Annotated in this window: 14 protein-coding genes and 1 riboswitch; of the genes, 9 read left to right on the top strand and 5 right to left on the bottom strand. The window is 69.8% G+C overall.

All coding sequences use genetic code 11. The features are described from left to right. Window positions 1-1156: 1156 nt before the first annotated feature. Both BLV01_RS11330 and metF read right to left on the bottom strand, forming a co-directional pair. Window positions 1157-2425, bottom strand: a complete 1269-nt coding sequence (locus BLV01_RS11330) for a M12 family metallo-peptidase (RefSeq protein WP_175485865.1) — start codon at window positions 2423-2425, stop codon at window positions 1157-1159. A 382-nt stretch (window positions 2426-2807) separates the two neighbouring features. Next, window positions 2808-3632, bottom strand: a complete 825-nt coding sequence (gene metF, locus BLV01_RS11325) for a methylenetetrahydrofolate reductase [NAD(P)H] (protein ID WP_091798995.1) — start codon at window positions 3630-3632, stop codon at window positions 2808-2810. 163 nt (window positions 3633-3795) lie between these two features. On the opposite strand from metF, the gene BLV01_RS11320 reads away from it, so the two are divergent. The 4 genes from BLV01_RS11320 to BLV01_RS11305 all read left to right on the top strand — a co-directional run bounded on the left by BLV01_RS11320 (window position 3796) and on the right by BLV01_RS11305 (window position 7456). Beyond that, on the top strand, window positions 3796-4515 hold the full coding sequence (locus BLV01_RS11320; RefSeq protein WP_091798992.1) for a GNAT family N-acetyltransferase: 720 nt from the start codon (window positions 3796-3798) through the stop codon (window positions 4513-4515). A 145-nt stretch (window positions 4516-4660) separates the two neighbouring features. After that, window positions 4661-5581 (top strand): alpha/beta fold hydrolase, encoded by a 921-nt coding sequence (locus BLV01_RS11315; protein ID WP_091798989.1) that lies wholly within the window; start codon window positions 4661-4663, stop codon window positions 5579-5581. Window positions 5582-5678: 97 nt separating this feature from the next. After that, the gene (locus BLV01_RS11310) at window positions 5679-6725 is read left to right on the top strand and encodes a sensor histidine kinase (RefSeq protein ID WP_091798986.1); all 1047 of its coding nucleotides are present in this window, start codon (window positions 5679-5681) and stop codon (window positions 6723-6725) included. Then, entirely contained in the window at window positions 6722-7456 is a 735-nt protein-coding gene (locus BLV01_RS11305) for a LytR/AlgR family response regulator transcription factor (protein WP_091798983.1), read from the top strand. Before BLV01_RS11310 ends, BLV01_RS11305 begins: the two co-directional genes overlap by 4 nt. A gap of 164 nt (window positions 7457-7620) precedes the next feature. Here BLV01_RS11305 and BLV01_RS11300 read toward each other — a convergent pair whose 3' ends face one another. Together BLV01_RS11300 and ahcY are read right to left on the bottom strand one after the other, a co-directional pair. Then, a complete protein-coding gene (locus tag BLV01_RS11300) occupies window positions 7621-8364 on the bottom strand; it encodes a hypothetical protein (protein WP_091798980.1) in 744 nt (247 codons plus the stop codon). A 309-nt stretch (window positions 8365-8673) separates the two neighbouring features. Next, on the bottom strand, window positions 8674-10104 hold the full coding sequence (ahcY, locus tag BLV01_RS11295; protein ID WP_091798977.1) for an adenosylhomocysteinase: 1431 nt from the start codon (window positions 10102-10104) through the stop codon (window positions 8674-8676). A 61-nt stretch (window positions 10105-10165) separates the two neighbouring features. Then, window positions 10166-10242: riboswitch (S-adenosyl-L-homocysteine riboswitch) on the bottom strand. A gap of 345 nt (window positions 10243-10587) precedes the next feature. On the opposite strand from ahcY, the gene BLV01_RS11290 reads away from it, so the two are divergent. From BLV01_RS11290 to BLV01_RS11280, 3 genes are all read left to right on the top strand, one after another. Beyond that, entirely contained in the window at window positions 10588-13080 is a 2493-nt protein-coding gene (locus BLV01_RS11290; RefSeq protein ID WP_254782614.1) for an alpha/beta hydrolase family protein, read from the top strand. A gap of 265 nt (window positions 13081-13345) precedes the next feature. Beyond that, complete coding sequence (locus BLV01_RS11285) at window positions 13346-13948, top strand: TetR/AcrR family transcriptional regulator (RefSeq protein ID WP_091798971.1); 603 nt, start codon at window positions 13346-13348, stop codon at window positions 13946-13948. Window positions 13949-14052: 104 nt separating this feature from the next. Further along, window positions 14053-15087, top strand: a complete 1035-nt coding sequence (locus BLV01_RS11280) for an NADP-dependent oxidoreductase (RefSeq protein WP_091798968.1) — start codon at window positions 14053-14055, stop codon at window positions 15085-15087. Window positions 15088-15319: 232 nt separating this feature from the next. On the opposite strand, the gene metK is transcribed toward BLV01_RS11280, so the two are convergent. Continuing rightward, entirely contained in the window at window positions 15320-16543 is a 1224-nt protein-coding gene (gene metK / locus BLV01_RS11275) for a methionine adenosyltransferase (protein WP_091798965.1), read from the bottom strand. Window positions 16544-16889: 346 nt separating this feature from the next. Between metK and BLV01_RS11270 the strand changes: the two genes are divergently transcribed. Both BLV01_RS11270 and BLV01_RS11265 read left to right on the top strand, forming a co-directional pair. After that, window positions 16890-18686: a bifunctional ornithine lipid synthase OlsF gene (locus BLV01_RS11270; protein ID WP_091798963.1), complete on the top strand. Its 1797-nt coding sequence runs from the start codon at window positions 16890-16892 to the stop codon at window positions 18684-18686. A gap of 20 nt (window positions 18687-18706) precedes the next feature. Beyond that, complete coding sequence (locus BLV01_RS11265) at window positions 18707-19540, top strand: UDP-2,3-diacylglucosamine diphosphatase (protein WP_091798960.1); 834 nt, start codon at window positions 18707-18709, stop codon at window positions 19538-19540.

Genomic DNA, 19540 nt, shown 5'->3' with positions numbered 1-19540 from the left:
GGCGAAGACTAGCGCCGGGTGCGGCGCAGGGACAGTGCAGCGGTCGCGGCGGGGGAGGTTGGTGGTTGCCGAGTCGTCGCGGTTGCGGCTTGCTTCGTTGGTGCGAGGGGTTGAGGCGGGTTGCGTTTGTTTCTGCGGGAATCCGGTGAGAGGCGATTGCGACAGTGCGAACGCAACGGACGTTCTCGGCCGTCGTTCCGGCGAAAGCCGGAATCCGTTTTGATTTTGTTGTTGCTGTTGCTGTTGCCTTTGCTGTTGCCTTTGTCTGGTCTTCATCTCGAACGAGGCCGAGGCTTCGCAGACCCGGAGGGCGCGCGCATGGATGCGCGCGTGCGCTGTAGGGGCAGGATGCCCCTTACGGCGCATCCCGGCGCCCGGTGCTGGACTTAGTGGCTGGTGACTTTAGACAAGCGTTTTTCTTTGGTTACTTTCTTTTGGCGCGCTGCCAAAAGAAAGTAACTCGGCCGCTTGCGGACGAAAGCTCTTGATTGTCGCTTGTCGTCGCTCGTCAACGACGGCAGCAGAGTTGCGTACCCGACTGTAGGAGCGGCGCGAGCCGCGACCGCGACAACGCAACTACGACGAAATCTTCGCGATCGCTGCGATGGCGCGGTCGCGGCTTGCGCCGCTCCTACAGGTGGGCGTACCGCGGCGGGGTCAACCTTTGTCGTCGTGACGAGTGAGGACAAGCAAAGATCCAAAGCTTCCGTCCGCAAGCGGCCGGGTCACTTTCTTTGTCCAAAGCAACAAAGAAAGTAACCAAAGAAAGTGCTTTTCCTGTTTCGAATCAAGAGCCACTATGGCTCACAGCGGCGCGGGGCCGCGCCATAAGGGGCATCCTGCCCCATGGCGCGCGTGCGCATCCATGCGCACGCCCTCCGGGGCTGCGGGGCGTGTGCTTCACGTGGGGTTGCGTCCGAGCGAAAGGCAATTACAAGGACAAGTGCAACGGCAACGGCCGCGGCCAAGGCAAAACGGATTCCGGCTTTCGCCGGAATGAGGGAGTGGGGAGTCGTGGCGTCAGGATGCGGCAGCGAGGCTGCGTCGCCCGGATCGGTCCCAGCGTACGCGGCGCATGCGGTCGATCGGGCAGGCGCGCGACCACCGGCGCGCCAACCGCGCGCGGCGCCCTCGAGCGCCGCGCGCGGGACGAAGGTCAGCGGAAGCCCGCCACCGTCGCGGCGCGCTCGTTGAGCACGCGGGCGTTGTTGCTCTTGGCCGCCGTGCCCATCGGCGAACCGTTGTAGGTGATGTTCGGGTTCGACCAGTAGTTCAGGCGCGGGCAGTTGCTGCCGCAGCTGTAGGCCATGATCGTGCGCCAGGCGTTGCCCGGGCCCCAGTAGCCGTGGCCGTAGGGGTAGATCGTGTTGTTGCCGTTGCTCGGGTCGTGGTGCGCGCCGAAGTTGTGGCCGATCTCGTGGGCGAAGCTGTAGTAGCCGGTCATGCAGCTCGCGCCGACCACGCTGAAGGCGTTGGCCGCGCTCGAGTTGAGGTAGCCCAGGCCGCAGTACGCCGGGTCGGTGATGATCAGGACGTTGACGTCGGCTTTGATGGTGTTGCGGGTGGTGTGGTAGCTGTTGAGATACGCGTCGGTGGTGCCGGCGAAGCGGCTCAGGTCGGTGTCGAAGCCGGCGCTGACGTAGCTGTCGGTGTACTGGCCGGCCAGTTCGAAGCGCACGTTGACCGCGCTGTTGGCGAAGCTCTGGTTGCTCTCGGTGATGGCCAGGTTGGCCTTGGTCAGGGTGTTGCCGACCGCGTTGGCGGCGGCCTGGGTGTAGACCACCATCACCCGCACCACGCTCGGCGCTTTCTCGCCGGCCTTGGCTTCGTCGAACTTGGGATCGAGCTTGACCGGGGTGTAGGGCAGGGCGGCGTAGGCGGCCGGGTGGTCCTCGGGCATCTTCGACTCGTCGATCAGGCTGATCGCGTGGCCGCCGGCCTTGAGCGGATCGATGCGGTAGAGCTTGCCGCCGCTGCGCACGGTGCCGGAGATCTGGTCGCCCTGGCGCACCAGGATCGCCGACTCTTCCGGGTTGTCGACCAGCTCGGCGCCGGTGAACTGGTTGATGCGCTTGAGCTGCGCGTTCGGGTCGCCGACCATGCCCTGCCAGATCACGATGCCGTCGGCCTTGGTCTGGGCCTGCAGCTTGTGCGCGGTCAGGCTCACGCCGGGGGCGAGGTTGAGCAGCAGCCGGTCCTGGGTGTCGGTGATCTGGCGGGTGTCGGCGCGGACCAGGTCGACGCGCACCGCGGCGCGTTCGGCCTTCACCGCCTTGAAGGTGATGTCGGCATCGGCGCTGCGCGCGAGCGCGGCGGCCGGGGTGGAGAACAGCGGCGCCGGTTCGGCGGCCGTAGCGGCGCCGGCCAGCCCGAGCGAAAGAGCGATGGCGAAATTCAACGGCAAGAGCTTATTGCGGACGGTCATGTGCGCACTCTCCATTGGTGACCGCTGCACGCCGCGGGGCCCGTGGCCGGGCCGGCGGTGGCGGTCGCGAGGGCATCGCTCGTCGTGGCGATGCATCCTGGCGCCAGTGGGCGCGCGCCGGGTCGCGCGGCTCAAGACCGAACTTGTCGCAAGGCAAACGCAAGCTGAGACCTGCGCGTGCAGTTCGCCATTGGTGCTGGGCAGCACGACGCATTTGTGTGCGTTGCGTCGTTTCGCTTCAGCTGGGTGAACGAGCGCCGCCTGTCAGGCGTATACGCTTTTTTACGCACGTTTTAGGTGCCGGAATCGCCAGGCGAACCTTGTCGCCCGACCGGGCCGCCGGCCCGCGCGCGTGCGCGATGACGCGCGCCGCGCGCCGCGCTCAGGCGATGCGCGCGAGCACCGACAGCGTCGGCTTGGCGAGGTTGAGCGTATAGAAGTGCAGCCCCGGCGCGCCGCCTTCGATCAGTCGGCTGCACAGCTGCGCGACCACGTCGGCACCGAACTCGCGGATGCTGTCGGCGTCGTCGCCGTAGGCGTGCATGCGCTGCGCGATCCAGCGCGGGATCTCGGCGCCGCACAGCTCGGAGAAGCGGCGCAGCTGGCTGAAGTTGGCGATCGGCATGATGCCCGGCACGATCGGCACGTCGATGCCGGACGCGCGCACGTCGTCGACGAAACGGAAATACGCGTCGGGGTTGTAGAAGTACTGGGTGATCGCGCCGTCGGCGCCGGCGCGGACCTTGCGCTTGAAGTTCTCCAGGTCCGACAGCGCATCGCGCGCCTGCGGATGGGTTTCCGGATACGCGGCGACTTCGATGTGGAAGTGGTCGCCGGTCTCGGCGCGGATGAACTCGACCAGTTCGTTGGCGTAGCGCAGGTCGCCGGCGCTGGCCATGCCCGAGGGCAGGTCGCCGCGCAGGGTGACCAGGCGGCGGCAGCCGATCTCGCGGTACAGCGCCAGCAACTCGCGGATCTCGCTGCGGGTGCCGCCGACGCAGGACAGGTGCGGCGCCGCGTCGAGGCCGTGCTTGCCGCGCAGGCGGCGGATGGTCTCGGGCGTGTAGCTCAGGGTCGAGCCGCCGGCGCCGAAGGTGCACGAGACGTAGCTCGGCGAGAACCCGCGCAGCTTGGCCGCGGTCTTGTCGAGCTGGCTGCGCTGATCGTCGGTCTTGGGCGGATAGAACTCGAAGCTGATCGGCAGCATGGGAACGGGACCGTGGCGGGGTTGTCGGGATAATATCTCTTTATCGCGATGGATTGGAACATCGCCGCGTGGGGCAAGCTCCGACCAAAGTCGCATTCCGCGCCGGCTTGACTCGCCGCCGTCGCGCCGCCATTGCGATGGGCAGTCCCTGCAGGCGGCCGGCATGAGCGAAGGCGATCTCGACAATCCGATCTGGGCGTCCCTGGCCAGCCGCCACCGCGCGCTGGCGCTGGGCGCGGACGGGTTCGCCCGTTATCCGGCCGCGGTGGCGCCGTTCCTGGGCTTCGCCGCGGCGGCGGCGGCCGCGGGCGCCGAGGCCGATGCGGCGCTGTGCGAACTGGTTCCCGCCGGCGACACCGCGCTGGTGCTCGGCGCGGCGCCCGCGGTCGGCCCGCACTGGCGGCTGCGCCACCTCGCCGACCTGGCGCAGATGGTCTGCCGCGCGCCGATCGCCGCCGGCGATGCGGCCGGCGGCGGCGAAGCGCCCATCGTCGAGCTCGATGCGGCCCGGCGCGAGGACGTGCTGGCGCTGACCGCGCTGGTCTACCCGCACTACTTCCGGCCGCGCACGATGGAACTAGGGCGTTACTTCGGCATCTACGAGGACGGCCGGCTCGCGGCGATGGCCGGCGAGCGCATGGGCACGCACGGCTATACCGAGCTCAGCGCGATCTGCACCCACCCGGATTTCCTCGGCCGCGGCCACGCGCGCCGGCTGATGGCGTTGCTGGTCAACGACAACCTCGCGCGCGGCCGCACTGCGTTCCTGCACGTGAGCCAGGACAATGCGCGCGCGATCGAGCTGTATCGGCGCAACGGCTTCGAATTGCGGCGTGCGATCGCGTTCTGGTCGCTGAACCGCGCCGAGCCGGCGTCGCCGTAGCGCCGCTCGCCGCTGCGGCGGCCGCGCCGCTCGTCCGCCGCCAGCGCCGCTCGCCGCGGCCGGCCGCCGCTGCTCATCCATCGCGCCGCCGCGCCCGGCGCCTGCGGCAAGGTGAGGCCATCCCGCCATCGCCCAGGAGCCCGCCATGCCGCAGTCCCGCCGTCCGCACGCCGTCCGCCGCATCGTCCTCGCCCTGGCCGCGCTACTGGCCGCTGGCGCCGCACAGGCCGCCGCCGAACGCTTCCAGGACCTCAGCGTCGAGGTGGTCGGCAAGGGCCGGCCGGTGCTGATGATCCCCGGCCTCAATTCCGGCGCCGAGACCTGGCGCGAGACCTGCGCGGCGCTGCAGGCCGACAAGGTCCAGTGCCACCTGATCCAGCTGCCGGGCTTCGCCGGCGCGCCGGCGGCCGAGGCCAAGGCCGAGGTCTTCACCGATGCGATGCGCGACCGACTGCTGGCCTACATCGAACAACGCAAGCTCAAGCGCGCGGTGGTGATGGGCCACAGCCTCGGCGGCTTCGTCGCCCTGCGCATGGGCATGGCGGCCAAGCCCGGCGCCATCGACCGGCTGATCATCGTCGACACCCTGGCCGACATGAGCGCGGTGATGCAGCCCGGCGCCGGCCCCGAGGCGGTGCGCAAGGGCGCCGAGGCGATGCGCGCGCAGATGCTCGGCCAGGACGCGGAGCATTACCGCCGCGGCATCGCCGCCGCGGTGCAGGGCATGACCCACGACCAGGCGCGGGTGCAGACCTTGATCCGGTGGGGCGAGGCCAGCGACCGCGCCACCACCGCCCAGGCCATGTTCGAGATGATGGCCACCGACCTGCGCCCGCAACTGCAGCAGGTGCGGGTACCGACCGTGGTGCTGGCCTCGTGGGCCGGCTACGCCCGCTTCGGCGCGACCCAGGACTCCACCGCGGCGCTGTACCGCGACCAGTACGCCAAGCTCGACGGCGTGCGCATCGAACTGAGCAAGGACGGTTACCATTTCCTGATGTGGGACGATCCGCAGTGGCTGCAAGAGCAGGTGCGCGGCGTCCTCGCCGCCCGGTCCGCGGACTGAGCGCGGCGGCGGCGACGAGCGCCGTCGCCGTCGCGTCCGGCGTCCCGCGGCGAACGATGCCCGGGCGCCGTCCTGTCCACCCATAGCGAAGCGGCGAATGATGCGCACCCCGAACCGTTCGGCCCTGTTCGACGCGTTGTTCTGGGCCGGTTACTGCGTGTTCGGCCTGAGCATGGCGGCCGCGTTCACGTCGATCAGTTCCGGCTCGGTCACGATCACCGTCGCGCTGACCCTGGAGCTGTGGGCGGCCGGCGCGGTCCTGCGCTCGATCGCCCGCCGCCGGCACTGGTTCGAGCTCGGGCCGATGCGGCTGGCGCTGCGCCTGCTCGGCGCGGTGTTGCTGGGCGCGCTGCTGGCGCAACTGCTGCTGGTGCCGCCGCTGTGGCTGGCGGCGAAGGCGGACTGGATCTGGCTTGGCCAGGACAACACCGCCGGCTTCGCCGCGCCGCTGCTGGTCGCCTATTGGGCCCAGACCGCGCTGATGCTGGGCCTGTGGGCCGCGCTGTGGAGCTGGACGGTGGCGATGCGCCGCTACCGCGAGGGCGAGATCGCCCGGCTCAACGCCGAGTCGCTGCGCCACGCCTCCGAACTCGACGCGCTGCGCGCCCGGCTCAATCCGCATTTCGTGTTCAACGCGCTCAACAACCTGCGCGCGCTGATCAACGAGGACACCGAGCGCGCGCGCGAACTGGTCACCCGGCTGTCCTCGACCCTGCGCCACGCGCTCGACCACAGCCAGCGCGAGAACGTCAGCGTGGCCGAGGAACTGGGCGTGGTCGACGATTACCTCGCGGTCGAAGCGGTGCATTACGAAGACCGCCTGCGCATCGTGCGCGAGATCGATCCGGCCGCGCTGGAGCAGCGGCTGCCGCCGATGGCGCTGCAGTTGCTGGTGGAGAACGCGATCAAGCACGGCATCGCGCGCACGCCCGGCGGCGGCGAGCTGAGCCTGCGGGTGCGCGGCGGCGCGGGCGCGCTGCGGATCGAAGTCGGCAACCCCGGCCGGATCGAGCCCGAATCGGTGCGTCGCGGCGTCGGCCTGGCCTACCTGCGCACGCGCCTGGCCCACGCCGCGCCGCCGGGGACCTTCGAGCTGCGCCAGCACGGCGCGCGGGTGCTGGCGCAACTGGAGATTCCGCAATGAGCCTGCGTCCGCTGAGCGTGCTGATCGTCGACGACACCCGCCTGGCCCGGCAGGAACTGCGCACGCTGCTGGCGCAGTCGCCGCAGGTCGAAGTGCTGGGCGAGGCCGAGGACGTGCCGCAGGCGCAGGACGCCATCGCGCGGCTGCGCCCGGATTTGGTGCTGCTCGACATCCAGATGCCGTCGGGCAGCGGCTTCGACGTCATCGCCGCGCTGGAGACCGCGCCGCTGGTGGTGTTCACCACCGCCTACGATCACTACGCCGTGCAGGCCTTCGAGGCCAACGCGCTGGACTACCTGGTCAAGCCGGTGGAACCGCTGCGCCTGGCCGCGGCCCTGCAGCGCGCGCGGGCGCGCCTGCCGGCCGAGCCGGCGCCCGCCGAAGCGCGCGGCCCGCTCGGCGCCGACGACCAGGTGTTCCTGCGCGACGGCGAACGCTGCTGGTTCGTGGCCCTGCGCGAGGTCCACCGTATCGTCGTCGACGGCAACTATGCGCGGGTTTGGTTCCGCAACGAATGCGCGCTGCTCGCGCGCAGCCTCAGCGCATTGGAAGCGCGGCTGGACCCGGCGCTGTTCTTCCGCGCCAACCGCAACACCCTGGTCAACCTGCGCTCGGTGAAATCGGTGGAACTGGCGGTGGGCGACGGTTACGAACTCGAACTCAAGGACGGCAGCCGGATCGAGGTGTCGCGACGGCAGTCGCGGGAGCTGCGCGAGCGGTTGTCGTTGTAGGCGCTCGCGAACCGCATCGGCGCCGGCGCTGCGACCGTTCGGTCGAGTCGAACTGCATCCACCCCCGATCCGATGACGGCAAACGAAAACGAGCGCCCGCAGGCGCCCGCCGTGTTGTTGCGTATCGATCGTGCGATGCGCCGTGCGCGCATCGCGAAAATTGTTCAAATAAACGGCACGCCCGGAATATCGTCCGGCAAGTTGATGTCCGGCACCAGGTCGCGAATATCCGGCACCGCCACCGTCGGCAGCTTGTCGAGGCTGGGGAACCAGTCCTGCTCGGTCAGCCGGTCGAACAGGCGCTCGCCCTGCTTGCCCAGGCCGAGGCTCAGGCCCTGCGGGGTCAGCGCGAACGGGCCGGCGTCCTGCAGGTATTGCAGGCCGGTGGCGCCGAGGATGCCGGGCAGGTTGTCGATGTCGAGCTTGCCGATGGTGAGCTTGGTCTGGTCGATGCCTTCCTGGCTCAGCACGTCGTTGATGTCCGGGGTCAGCGCGATCACGGTCAGGTCTTGCGCCGAGAGTTGGTACAGGCCCGAATCGACGTAGGCGTCGGGATGGGTGCCGAAGGCGAACTCGCGGAATGCGGCAGGGTCGCGTTCGAGTTCGGCGAAGCCTTGCGGGTCGCGGATGCGGTAGTCCTCGATCGCGGTCTGCAGCGCCACCGTGGTGCGGTCGCGCCAGGCCAGTCCCGCCGGCGACAGGTCGGTGCTGTCGAGCGAGGCGAAGCGCTCCATGTACTTGTCGCCGTAGCCCATGTAGTAGTCCGGCGGGGTCATGCCGGGGTTGCGCGCTTCGAAGTCGGCCAGGCGTTGCTTGTAGTACTCGGGCGTACCGACCTGCACCGGCGCCGGGTTGTCGGCGGGCGGGACGTAGCTCGGAAACGACGGGGCGTCGATCGGACGGACCATGGCGCGCTCCTGCGAAAGGATGGCGTCAGGGTAGCGGCGGGGGCGGGGGCTGCCAGCTCGGACAGACCCTAGGTGGAAGGCGCGGAGCTGAATCAGCGCAGGCGGTTCAGGTTTCGTCGGCGCGTATCTTACGCGGTCGAGGCCTGCGCCGCTGCTGCAACGCGGCTCTGCAGGAGCGGCGCAAGCCGCGACGCGGCCGATCGTTCGCCGACGCGGTGCGAGGTCTGTACGAGGCGCCCGCGCAAACGAAAAACGGGCGCCCGAAGGCGCCCGTTTTCGTATCCGCGCATCGCCCGAAGGCGACGCCGATCAGTAGCGGTAGTGATCCGGCTTGTACGGACCGTCCACCGACACGCCCAGGTACTGGGCCTGCTCGGCGGTCAGCGTGGTCAGCTTCACGCCGATCTTCTCCAGGTGCAGGCGCGCGACTTCTTCGTCGAGCTTCTTCGGCAGGATGTAGACCTTCGGCTCGTAGCTGTCCTTGTTCGCCCACAGGTCGATCTGGGCGAGGGTCTGGTTGGCGAACGAGTTCGACATCACGAAGCTCGGGTGGCCGGTGGCGCAGCCGAGGTTGACCAGGCGGCCTTCGGCCAGCAGGAAGATCGAGTTGCCGGTCTTGAAGGTGTACTTGTCGACCTGCGGCTTGATGTTCAGGCGGGTCGCGCCGGAGGTGTTGAGCGCGTCGACCTGGATCTCGTTGTCGAAGTGGCCGATGTTGCAGACGATGGCCTGGTCCTTCATCTTCGACATGTGGTCCAGCGTCAGCACGTCCTTGTTGCCGGTGGTGGTGACGTAGATGTCGCCGCGGCCCAGGGTGCTTTCGACGGTGTTGACCTCGAAGCCTTCCATCGCCGCCTGCAGCGCGTTGATCGGGTCGATCTCGGTGACCACGACGCGGGCGCCGTAGGCGCGCAGCGAGTGGGCCGAGCCCTTGCCGACGTCGCCGTAGCCGCACACCACGGCGACCTTGCCGGCCAGCATCACGTCCATCGCGCGCTTGAGGCCGTCGGCCAGCGACTCGCGGCAGCCGTAGAGGTTGTCGAACTTGGACTTGGTGACCGAGTCGTTGACGTTGATCGCCGGGACCAGCAGGGTGCCGGCTTCGGCCAGCTGGTACAGGCGGTGCACGCCGGTGGTGGTCTCTTCCGAGACGCCCTTCCAGTGCTTGACCACTTCGTGCCAGAAGCCCGGGCGCTCGGCGTGGACGCGCTTGAGCAGGTTCTTGATGACCTGTTCTTCGTGGTTGCCCGACGGGGTGTTGACCCAGCCGTCGCCGTTCTCGAGCTCATAGCCCTTGTGGATCAGCAGGGTCACGTCGCCGCCGTCGTCGACGACCAGCTCCGGGCCCTGGCCGTTCGGGAAGCTCAGCGCGGCCAGGGTGCAGTCCCAGTATTCCTCCAGCGACTCGCCCTTCCAGGCGAACACCGGGGTGCCGCTGGCGGCGATCGCCGCGGCGGCGTGGTCCTGGGTCGAGAAGATGTTGCACGAAGCCCAGCGCACGTCGGCGCCGAGGTCGCGCAGGGTCTCGATCAGCACCGCGGTCTGGATGGTCATGTGCAGCGAGCCGGTCACGCGCACGCCCTTGAGCGACTGCGCGGCGGCGTACTTCTTGCGGATCGACATCAGGCCCGGCATTTCGTGCTCGGCGATGTCGATTTCCTTGCGGCCCCAGTCGGCCAGGGAAATGTCGGCGACCTTGTAATCGCCTTCGGTCGAGAAGGTCTTGGGTACTGCGTTCATTCGGAATAGCTCCAGTGCGGGGGGAGCCGGCGGGATGCCGGGTCCGGCGAGTCGCGAAGACTCAAACCGGGCGCCGTTGGGACCTGGGCCTCGCCGAGCCTGGCCGTGTCCGTCACGGTCGCAGCGCCCCTCGGCGGGCTGAGCGCGAAGTATATCGCGCGGCCTGCGGGCGCCGAAACGCGGGGCTGAACGCGGCGGTGCGGCGGCGCGCGCGGCCGCCGGCGCCGCCGTCGACCGGCCCCAATGGCATAGGCGCCGCGACGCGCCGGGCGGCTAAGCTCGAAGCGGGGAGCGCCGCCGCGCATCGCCGCCGTCGCCACGACGGCGCCGGGCCGGGCCGCGTTCCGACTTTCCGCATTCGAGGACCGATACCCCATGAAGCCGCACCCGCGCCGCTCCGACCGCCGACTTCCCTCGCCCTCGCCCTCGCCGGGCCGCCGCTGGCTGATGTCGGGCCTGCTGTTGACCGCGCTGGCGCCGTGCATGGCGGCGCAGGCCGCGCCGGCGGCCAAGAAGGTCGCCGCCCCGGCGGCCGCGGCCGCAGCCTTCGGCGACGGCTACCAATTGCCGCCCAAGGCGCTGCAGGCCATCGTCGACGCGCCGCGTCCGCCGCAGATGTCGCTGAGCCCGCGCCGCGACTGGATGGCGCTGATGCGCACGCCGTCGTTGCCGGGGATCGAGGTGGTCGCCCAGCCCGAGCTCAAGCTCGCCGGCATGCGCATCCATCCGCGCGTGCGCTCGGCCAGCCGTTTCAGTTTCGCCAGCGGCCTGGAGCTGCTGGAGATCGCCAGCGGCAAGACCGTGCAGATCGACGGCCTGCCGTCGCCGCTGTCGCTGGCGTCGCTGGAGTGGTCGCCGGACCAGCGCTGGCTGGCGTTCAACCGCGTCGACGCCGCCAGCGGCGCCAACGAGGTGTGGCTGGTGGAACTGGAGACCCGGCGCGCGCGCAAGCTCGTCGCCGGGCTCAACACCGTCGCCGGCCGCGGCTACGGCTGGATGCCCGACAGCCGTCGCCTGCTGGTGCGGCTGCAGCCTGAAGGGCAAGGCGACGCGCCGGCGGGCAGCGGCGTGCCCACAGGCCCGGCCACCCAGGAAACCCGCGCCGGTGGCGGCGTGAAGCAGATCCGCACGTACCAGGACCTGCTGCGCAACGAGAACGACGCGCGCCAGTTCGAGTACTACCTGCGTTCGCAACTGGCCACGGTCGATCTGGTCGGCCAGGTCGCCAAGTTCGGCGCGCCCGATCTGTACACCGGCGTGTCGGCCTCGCCCGACGGCCGCCACGTGCTGACCACGCGCCTGCAGCGGCCGTTCTCTTACCTGGTGCCGGCGAGCATGTTCGCGCGCCGCATCGACGTGCTCGACGGCAACGGCCGGTTCGAGCACGAAGTCGCGCGCCTGCCGCTGGTGGACGGCCTGCCGACCGGCAACGACGCGGTGCCCACCGGCGTGCGCGAGATCGAATGGCGCAGCGACGCGCCGGCGACCCTGGTCTGGGCCGAGGCCCAGGACGGCGGCGATCCGGGCCGCGCGGTCGAGATCCGCGACGCGGTGTTCATGCAGGCCGCGCCGTTCGACAAGCCGCCGCAGACCCTGGCGCGGCTGGCCTCGCGCTACGAAGGCGCGCACTGGGGCAGCGGCGAGCTGGCGCTGATCGACGAGTTCTGGTGGAAGACCCGGCAGGTGCGCCAGTGGCGGATCGCGCCCGACCATGGCGACCGCGCGCCGGAACTGATCAGCGAAGGCCGCAGCGAGGACCGCTACAACGATCCGGGCAAGCCGGTCGGCGTGCGCGACGCGGCCGGCGGCGAGCGCCTGCTGACCAGCGCCGACGGCGGCAGCCTCTACTTCATCGGCGAAGGCGCCTCCAGCGAGGGCGACCGTCCCTTCCTCGACCGCCTCGACCTCGCCGACAAGCGCCGCACCCGCCTGTTCCATTCGCAGGCGCCGTACTTCGAGCAGCCGGTAGCGGTGCTCGACGACGCGGCCAAGGCCGTGCTGACCTTGCGCGAATCGCCGACCGAGCCGGCCAACCTGCAGCGGCGCGAACTCGGCGGCGACGCCGCGCCGGTGGCGCTGACCCACTTCCCGCATCCCACGCCTCAGTTGCGCGACATCAAGAAAGAGCTGATCCGCTACAAGCGCAGCGACGGCGTCGAGCTGACCGCCAACCTGTACCTGCCGGCCGGCTACGACGCCAAGCGCGACGGCCCGCTGCCGATGCTGATGTACGCCTACCCGGCCGAGTTCAAGAGCGCCGAAGCGGCCAGCCAGGTGATCGGTTCGCCGTACGAGTTCAACGCGGTCAGCTACTGGGGCCCGCTGCCGTACCTGGCGATGGGCTATGCGGTGCTCGACAACCCGACCATGCCGATCGTCGGCGAAGGCGAGCGCGAACCCAACGACACCTACATCGCCCAGCTCACCGCCAGCGCCCAGGCGGCGATCGACGAAGTGGTGCGGCGCGGCGTCGTCGACCGCGACCGGGTCGCGGTCAGCGGCCATTCCTACGGCGCCTTCATGACCGCCAACCTGCTCGCCCACACGCGCCTGTTCAAGGCCGGCATCGCCCGCAGCGGCGCTTACAACCGCACCCTGACGCCGTTCGGCTTCCAGGCCGAGGAGCGCAACTACTGGCAGGCGCAGGACACCTACGAGGCGATGTCGCCGTTCAACTTCGCCGACAAGATCAAGGACCCGCTGCTGCTGATCCACGGCGAGCAGGACAACAACTCGGGCACGTTCCCGATCCAGAGCGAACGTATGTACGCGGCGATCAAGGGCCTGGGCGGCAACGCGCGGCTGGTGATGCTGCCCAACGAAGCCCACGCCTACCGCGCGCGCGAGTCGATCCTGCACATGCTGGCCGAGACCAACCGCTGGCTGGAGACCTATGTCAAGAACGCCAAGCCCGCGAATGCGAAGGGCGAGGGCGCGAAGGCCGAGGCAGGGCAGGGCGCGAAGGCGGCGAAGTAAGCGTCGCGGGGTGCATCGTTTCGTGGCGACACAGCGCCGGCCTCAGGGCCGGCGTTTTTTGCCGGAGCGCTACGGCCCGACGCTGCGCCCCACGATCCATGGCGGAAGCTCCTGTGGGAGGGCCTTCAGGCCCGACGCTTTTCGCCCAGGTCGCGCCGCAGTCCGGAACAAGAGCATCGGGCCTGAAGGCCCTCCCACAACAGCGGGCCCGAGTGCGCGATTTCGGTACTAGACGACCGGTCTAATGGCGCGTACAGTGCGTCCCATGAACGCGATCCCGGCCCCCCACGACGTGCGCAAGCACATCCTCGACATCGCCTACCCGCTGATGCTGCGCAAGGGCTTCACCGCGGTCGGCCTGGCCGAGGTGCTGTCGGCGGCGCAGGTGCCGAAGGGCTCGTTCTATCACTACTTCGGCTCCAAGGAGGCCTTCGGCGAAGCGGTGCTGGAGGCGTATTTCAGCGACTACCTGCTGCACGTCGACGCGCTGATGGCGCAGCCCGGCAGCGGCGCGCAGCGGGCGATCGCCTACTTCGAGGACTGGCGCGAAGCCCAGACCGGCTCCGATCCGGACGGCCGCTGCCTGGTGGTCAAGCTCGGCGCCGAGGTCTGCGACCTGTCCGAACCCATGCGCGCGGCGCTGGAACGCGGCACCGGCGCGGTCATCGCCCGCATCGCCCGCTGCATCGAGCGCGGCCGCGGCGACGGTTCGCTGCCCGCCGGGCCGGAGCCGCAGGCCTTGGCCCAGGCGCTGTACCAGAACTGGATCGGCGCCAGCCTGCTGGCCAAGGTCCAGCGCGAGCGCGAGCCGATGGACCTGGCGATGGCCGGCACCCGGCACCTGCTGGGGCTGCCCGCGCACGACTGAACACCGCAGGGCGGGGCGCCTCGGCGCACCCGCCCTTTTCTTCGCCCTGTTACTAGACGACCGGTCTAATCGACCGACCCATCACCCACCCAGGACACCGCCCCATGCCCCAGACCACCGCCATCAACCGCCGCTTCGTCCTCGCCGCCCACCCGCAGGGCCTGCCGACCCCGCACGACGTCCGCCTCGAACAGACGCCGGTGCCGCAGCCCGGCGAAGGCCAGGTGCTGCTGCGCACGCTGTATCTCTCGCTCGACCCGTACATGCGCAACCTGATGGACGAAATCGGCCCGGTCTACGCTCCGGCGGTGCCGCTGGGCGAGGCGATGGTCGGCGGCACGGTCAACCGCGTGGTCGCTTCGAACCATCCGCAGTTCAAGCCCGGCGACCTGGTGCTCGGCAACGCCGGCTGGCAGGACTACGCGCTGTCCGACGGCAGCGACCTGACCGCGCTCGGCGACATGGCCGAACCCTCGCACGCGCTCGGCGGCCTGGGCATGCCGGGCTTCACCGCTTACGTCGGCCTGCTCGACCTCGGCCAGCCCAAGCCCGGCGAAACCGTGGTGGTGGCCGCGGCCACCGGCGCGGTCGGCGCGGTGGTCGGGCAGATCGCCAAGCTCAAGGGCGCGCGCGTGGTCGCCATCGTCGGCGGCGAAGACAAGCGCCGCTACGCGCTCGATGAACTCGGCTTCGACGTGTGCCTGGACCGGCGCGATCCGCAGTTCGCCCAGCAACTCGCCCAGGCCTGCCCCGACGGCATCGACGTCTATTTCGAGAACGTCGGCGGCGAAGTGTTCGACGCGGTGCTGCCGTTGCTCAACATCGGCGCCCGCGTGCCGGTGTGCGGCATCATCGCCCATTACAACGACAAGAACGCGTCGGCCGGCCCCGACCGGGTGCCGCAGCTGATGTCGGCGATCCTGCAAAAGCGCATCCGCGTGCAGGGCTTCATCATTTTCGATCACTACGCCGAGCGTTTCGAAGCGTTCCGCAGCGACATGGCCGAGTGGATCGCCAGCGGCCGGCTGAAGCTGCGCGAGGATCGCGTGGAGGGGCTGGAGAACGCGCCGGAAGCGTTCATCGGCCTGCTGCAAGGCCGCAACTTCGGCAAGCTGGTGGTGCGCGTCGGCGAGGATTGAGGCGCGCGGCCGCGTCGTGGGGGGGCGCTGCGGTCTGAGCGAAGAGCGTCGGGACTGAAGTCCCTCCCACAACCGCGGGCCGCCGCGACGAGGCTTTTGTGGGAGGGCCTTCAGGCCCGACGCTGTCCGGCCAGTTCGCGGCGATCCGTAACAAGCGCATCGGAACCGAAGTCCCGCCCACGAAAAAGGGCCGCTTTCGCGGCCCTTTTTCTTGTTGCGGGACGAGACGGGCTTACTTCTTCAGCCCGGCGTCCTTGCGCAGATCCTCGGCCTTGTCGGTCTTTTCCCACGAGAAGGCGGTGGCGGTCTGCTTCTTGCCGGCGCCGTCGACGTAGCTGACTTCCTTCGGCTTGCGGCCGAAGTGGCCGTAGGCGGCGGTCAGCTGGTAGACCGGGTGGATCAGGTCGAGCATCTTGACGATGCCGTACGGGCGCAGGTCGAAGTGCTTGCGGATCAGCTTCTCGATCTTGTCGTCGCTGATCTTGCCGGTGCCGAAGGTGGTCACCGAGATCGAGGTCGGCTCGGCCACGCCGATGGCGTAGGAGACCTGCACTTCGCACTTGTCGGCCAGGCCCGCGGCGACGATGTTCTTGGCCACGTAGCGCGCGGCGTAGGCGGCCGAACGGTCGACCTTGGACGGGTCCTTGCCCGAGAACGCGCCGCCGCCGTGGCGGGCCATGCCGCCGTAGCTGTCGACGATGATCTTGCGGCCGGTCAGGCCGCAGTCGCCGACCGGGCCGCCGATCACGAAGATGCCGGTCGGGTTGATGTGGACCTTGTTCTTCGGCAGCTTTTCCAGCCACGCCTTCGGCAGCACCGGCTTGAGGATGTGCTCGTACACGCCCTCGACCAGGTCCTTCTGCTTGATGCCCGGGTCGTGCTGGGTCGACAGCACCACCGCGTCGAGGCCGGCGACCTGGTGCTTGTCGTCGTAGCGCAGGGTCACCTGCGACTTCGCGTCCGGGCGCAGCCACGGCAGCTTGGAGTTCTTCTGCTTGCGCACCTTGGCCTGCTGCTCGACCAGGCGGTGCGAGTAGTAGATCGGCGCCGGCATGAATTCCGGGGCTTCGTTGCAGGCGTAGCCGAACATCAGGCCCTGGTCGCCCGCGCCCTGTTCTTCCGGCTTCTTGCGGTCGACGCCGGCGGCGATGTCGGGCGACTGCTTGCCGAGCATGTTGATGATCGCGCAGGTGTGGCCGTCGAAGCCGACATTGGAATTGTTGTAGCCGATGTCGTTGATGACCTTGCGCGCCAGCGCTTCGATGTCCACCCACGCATTGGTGGTGACTTCGCCGGCGACGATCGCCGCGCCGGTCTTCACCAGCGTCTCGCAGGCCACGCGCGCGCGCTTGTCCTGGGCCAGGATGGCGTCGAGGACGGCGTCGGAGATCTGGTCGGCGATCTTGTCCGGATGGCCTTCGGAGACGGATTCGGAGGTGAACAGATAGCTGGACATCGAGGCAATATCCTTCGATTCGGATAGAAAGATGGGCGAGCATTGTACAAGCTCGGCCGCGTGCGCGCATTGTGCCGTGCCTCAGGGTTGTCTGGGCGTTAAGCGCGGCTGAAGGGCCCGCGCCGGGTCGGCCGTTCGGCGGAGGCCGGGGGCGGGCGTCGCTGCCAGCCTGGAGCGGCTGCCAGGATGGCCGGCTCCCACGGCGACGCATCGCCGTTTCGCGCTTTCCGGGCGGCGCTCCAGACCGGACAGGCCTGTCACCGGACTGTCCCCAAACCGCCATGTGGCTGTCGCCGCGCCGGCTCAGGCTGCGCGGCATACCGCCGCCCCCGATGCGACGAAGACCATGCTGCAATTCGAACGCCGACTGGAAGAACGTTATCCGCAGTGGTTCCGCGGCCGCAGGGCGAGGTTCGCCCGTCCGCTGGTGCGGACCCTCGGCCGTTGGTCGAGGTTCGACCAGATCGATGAATTCCTGGGCGAAACCCGGCACCTGCACGGGTTCGACTTCGTCACCGCCTCGCTGGAGTTCCTGCAGTCGCGCTACCTGGTCGAGGACGCCGAGCTGCGCCGGATCCCGACCAGCGGCCGGCTGCTGATCGTGGCCAACCATCCCTCCGGCGCGGTCGACGCGCTGGCGCTGCTGGACGCGGTGGGCCGGGTCCGCAGCGACGTCAAGATCGTCGCCAACGACCTGCTGCTGGCGCTCGACGGCCTGCAGGACCTGCTGCTGCCGGTGCGCATCCTCGGCGGCCGGCCGAGCGCGGAGAGCCTGCACGCGATCGAGGCGGCGCTGGAAGCCGAGCAATGCGTGATCGTGTTCCCGGCCGGCGAAGTCGCCCGTCTGGGTTTGCGCGGGGTCACCGACGGGCGCTGGCAGCGCGGGTTCCTGCGCTTCGCCCGCCGCACCGGCGCGCCGGTGCTGCCGATCCGCATCGAGGCGCGCAATTCGGCGTTCTTCTACGGCGCCTCGGCCTTGTTCAAGCCGGCCGGCACCGCGCTGCTGGCGCGCGAGATGTTCGCCCGCCGCGCGCGCCGCATCGCCCTGCACATCGGCCGCGCGTTCCGCCTGCCGGCCGAAGGCGACGCCCAGCAGGTGCTGCGCGAGGTGCGGCGCGAGCTGCATGCGGTCGGCACCCCGCGCGAGCGGCCGGCGCCGGTCGGGCCGGAGGCGCTGATCGAGGCGGTCGACCCGGCGCTGGTGCGCGCCGGCGTGGAGTCGCTGGAGTCGCTGGGCAGCACCACCGACGGCAAGCAGATCCGGGTCGGCGCGCTGCCGGCCGGCTCGCCGCTGTTGCGCGAGATCGGCCGCCTGCGCGAGCTGACCTTCCGCCAGGTCGGCGAGGGCACCGGCCAGCGCCTGGACGTGGACGTCTACGACAGCTGGTACGAACACATCGTGCTGTGGGACGAGGCGGCCGGGCGCATCGCCGGCGCCTACCGCATCGCCCGCGGCAGCCGGGTGGTCGCCGAGCGCGGCCTGGCCGGGCTATATACCGCTTCGTTGTTCCGTTATGCCGAAGACGCGGTGCCGCGCCTGGTCCAGGGCATGGAACTGGGCCGCAGCTTCGTGACCCCGGACTACTGGGGCAGCCGCAGCATCGACTACCTGTGGCAGGGCATCGGCGCCTATCTCAGCCGCAACCCGGGCATCCGCTACCTGTTCGGCCCGGTCTCGATCAGCGCCGCGCTGCCGATCCAGGCGCGCGAGCAGATCGTCGCCTACTACGCGCGTTACTACGGCGGCTCCGGTGCGGACGCGGTGTCCAAGCAGCCCTTCGTCTACCGCGCCGCGCCGCCGCAGTTCGACGCGCTCGACGCGGGCACCGCGTTCCGCGTGCTCAAGAACAACCTCGACGCGCTCGGCAGCGCGGTGCCGATGCTCTACAAGCAGTACACCGACCTGTGCGAGCCGGGCGGCGCGCGCTTCCTCGCCTTCGGCGTGGACCCCGCCTTCAGCGACGCGGTCGACGGATTGATCGAAGTGGACCTGCTGCAGCTGCGGCCGAAGAAGCGCGAGCGCTACCTCGGCGCCGTCGCGCCGCGCCCGGCGCAGGCCGGCGGCGAGGCGGCGAACGATGGCGCCAACGACGCCGCCAACGACGCCGCGGACGCCGTCCAGGCCCACGCACCGGACACCTGACCCCGCCACGAGACCGTGCCATGAGCCCCGCCTCGATCGTGCCGTTGCCGTTACGCCGCCGCGCCGTCTTCGTTTCCGACGTGCATTTGGGCTCCAAGCACTGCCATGCGGCGGAGTTCGCCGACTTCCTGCAGGGGCTGCGCTGCGACAAGCTCTACCTAGTCGGCGACATCGTCGACCTGTGGTGGATGTCGCAGCGCCGCGCCGCCTGGGGCTCGGCGCAGTACCGCGTGGTCGAGGCGCTGCACGCGCTGGCGCGCGCCGGCACCGAGCTGATCTACGTGCCCGGCAACCACGACCGCTCGATCCGCCGCTTCTGCGGGCTGACCCTGCCGCGCATGCAGGTGCGCCGCCGCGCCATCCATCTCACCGCCGACGGCCGCCGCCTGCTGGTGACCCACGGCGATGACTACGACGCGATCACCCAGTTCGGCGGCATGCAGGAGAAGTTCGGCGACTGGCTGTACGAGCGCATCCTGACCGGCAACAAGCTCACCAACCAGGTGCGGCGCCGCTTCGGCAAGCGTTACTGGTCGCTGGCGGATTTCCTCAAGCGCCGCAGCGGCGCGGCCGAGCGCTACATCGCCCGCTTCGTCCAGGCCGGCCTGGACGACGCGCGCAAGCGCGGCCTGGACGGCATCGTCTGCGGCCACATCCACCGCGCTTCGCTGTTCGAGCGCGAGGGCTGCGTCTACGCCAACGACGGCGACTGGGTCGAGAGCCTGACCGCGCTGGTCGAGGACCCCGACGGCACCCTGCGCCTGCTGACCCACACCGGCGAGACCCGCGCCCTGCTGCCGCCGCGCGCGCCGCGGGCGCTGCCGAAGGACAAGGAACTGCCGTACGCGGCGTGA

The organism is Lysobacter sp. yr284 (assembly GCF_900107375.1).
In the GTDB taxonomy this organism is placed as follows: domain Bacteria; phylum Pseudomonadota; class Gammaproteobacteria; order Xanthomonadales; family Xanthomonadaceae; genus Lysobacter.
Note: the sequence above shows the minus strand (reverse complement) of the source record. Positions and strands in the feature narration are given on the sequence as shown.

Excerpts from the sequence above, each read along its gene's own strand:
- BLV01_RS11330 (WP_175485865.1), bottom strand. The coding sequence starts at position 2,425 with ATGACCGTCCGCAATAAGCTCTTGCCGTTGAATTTCGCCATCGCTCTT.
- metF (WP_091798995.1), bottom strand. The coding sequence starts at position 3,632 with ATGCTGCCGATCAGCTTCGAGTTCTATCCGCCCAAGACCGACGATCAG.
- BLV01_RS11320 (WP_091798992.1), top strand. The coding sequence starts at position 3,796 with ATGAGCGAAGGCGATCTCGACAATCCGATCTGGGCGTCCCTGGCCAGC.
- BLV01_RS11315 (WP_091798989.1), top strand. The coding sequence starts at position 4,661 with ATGCCGCAGTCCCGCCGTCCGCACGCCGTCCGCCGCATCGTCCTCGCC.
- BLV01_RS11310 (WP_091798986.1), top strand. The coding sequence starts at position 5,679 with ATGATGCGCACCCCGAACCGTTCGGCCCTGTTCGACGCGTTGTTCTGG.
- BLV01_RS11305 (WP_091798983.1), top strand. The coding sequence starts at position 6,722 with ATGAGCCTGCGTCCGCTGAGCGTGCTGATCGTCGACGACACCCGCCTG.
- BLV01_RS11300 (WP_091798980.1), bottom strand. The coding sequence starts at position 8,364 with ATGGTCCGTCCGATCGACGCCCCGTCGTTTCCGAGCTACGTCCCGCCC.
- ahcY (WP_091798977.1), bottom strand. The coding sequence starts at position 10,104 with ATGAACGCAGTACCCAAGACCTTCTCGACCGAAGGCGATTACAAGGTC.
- BLV01_RS11290 (WP_254782614.1), top strand. The coding sequence starts at position 10,588 with ATGGCGGCGCAGGCCGCGCCGGCGGCCAAGAAGGTCGCCGCCCCGGCG.
- BLV01_RS11285 (WP_091798971.1), top strand. The coding sequence starts at position 13,346 with ATGAACGCGATCCCGGCCCCCCACGACGTGCGCAAGCACATCCTCGAC.
- BLV01_RS11280 (WP_091798968.1), top strand. The coding sequence starts at position 14,053 with ATGCCCCAGACCACCGCCATCAACCGCCGCTTCGTCCTCGCCGCCCAC.
- metK (WP_091798965.1), bottom strand. The coding sequence starts at position 16,543 with ATGTCCAGCTATCTGTTCACCTCCGAATCCGTCTCCGAAGGCCATCCG.
- BLV01_RS11270 (WP_091798963.1), top strand. The coding sequence starts at position 16,890 with ATGCTGCAATTCGAACGCCGACTGGAAGAACGTTATCCGCAGTGGTTC.
- BLV01_RS11265 (WP_091798960.1), top strand. The coding sequence starts at position 18,707 with ATGAGCCCCGCCTCGATCGTGCCGTTGCCGTTACGCCGCCGCGCCGTC.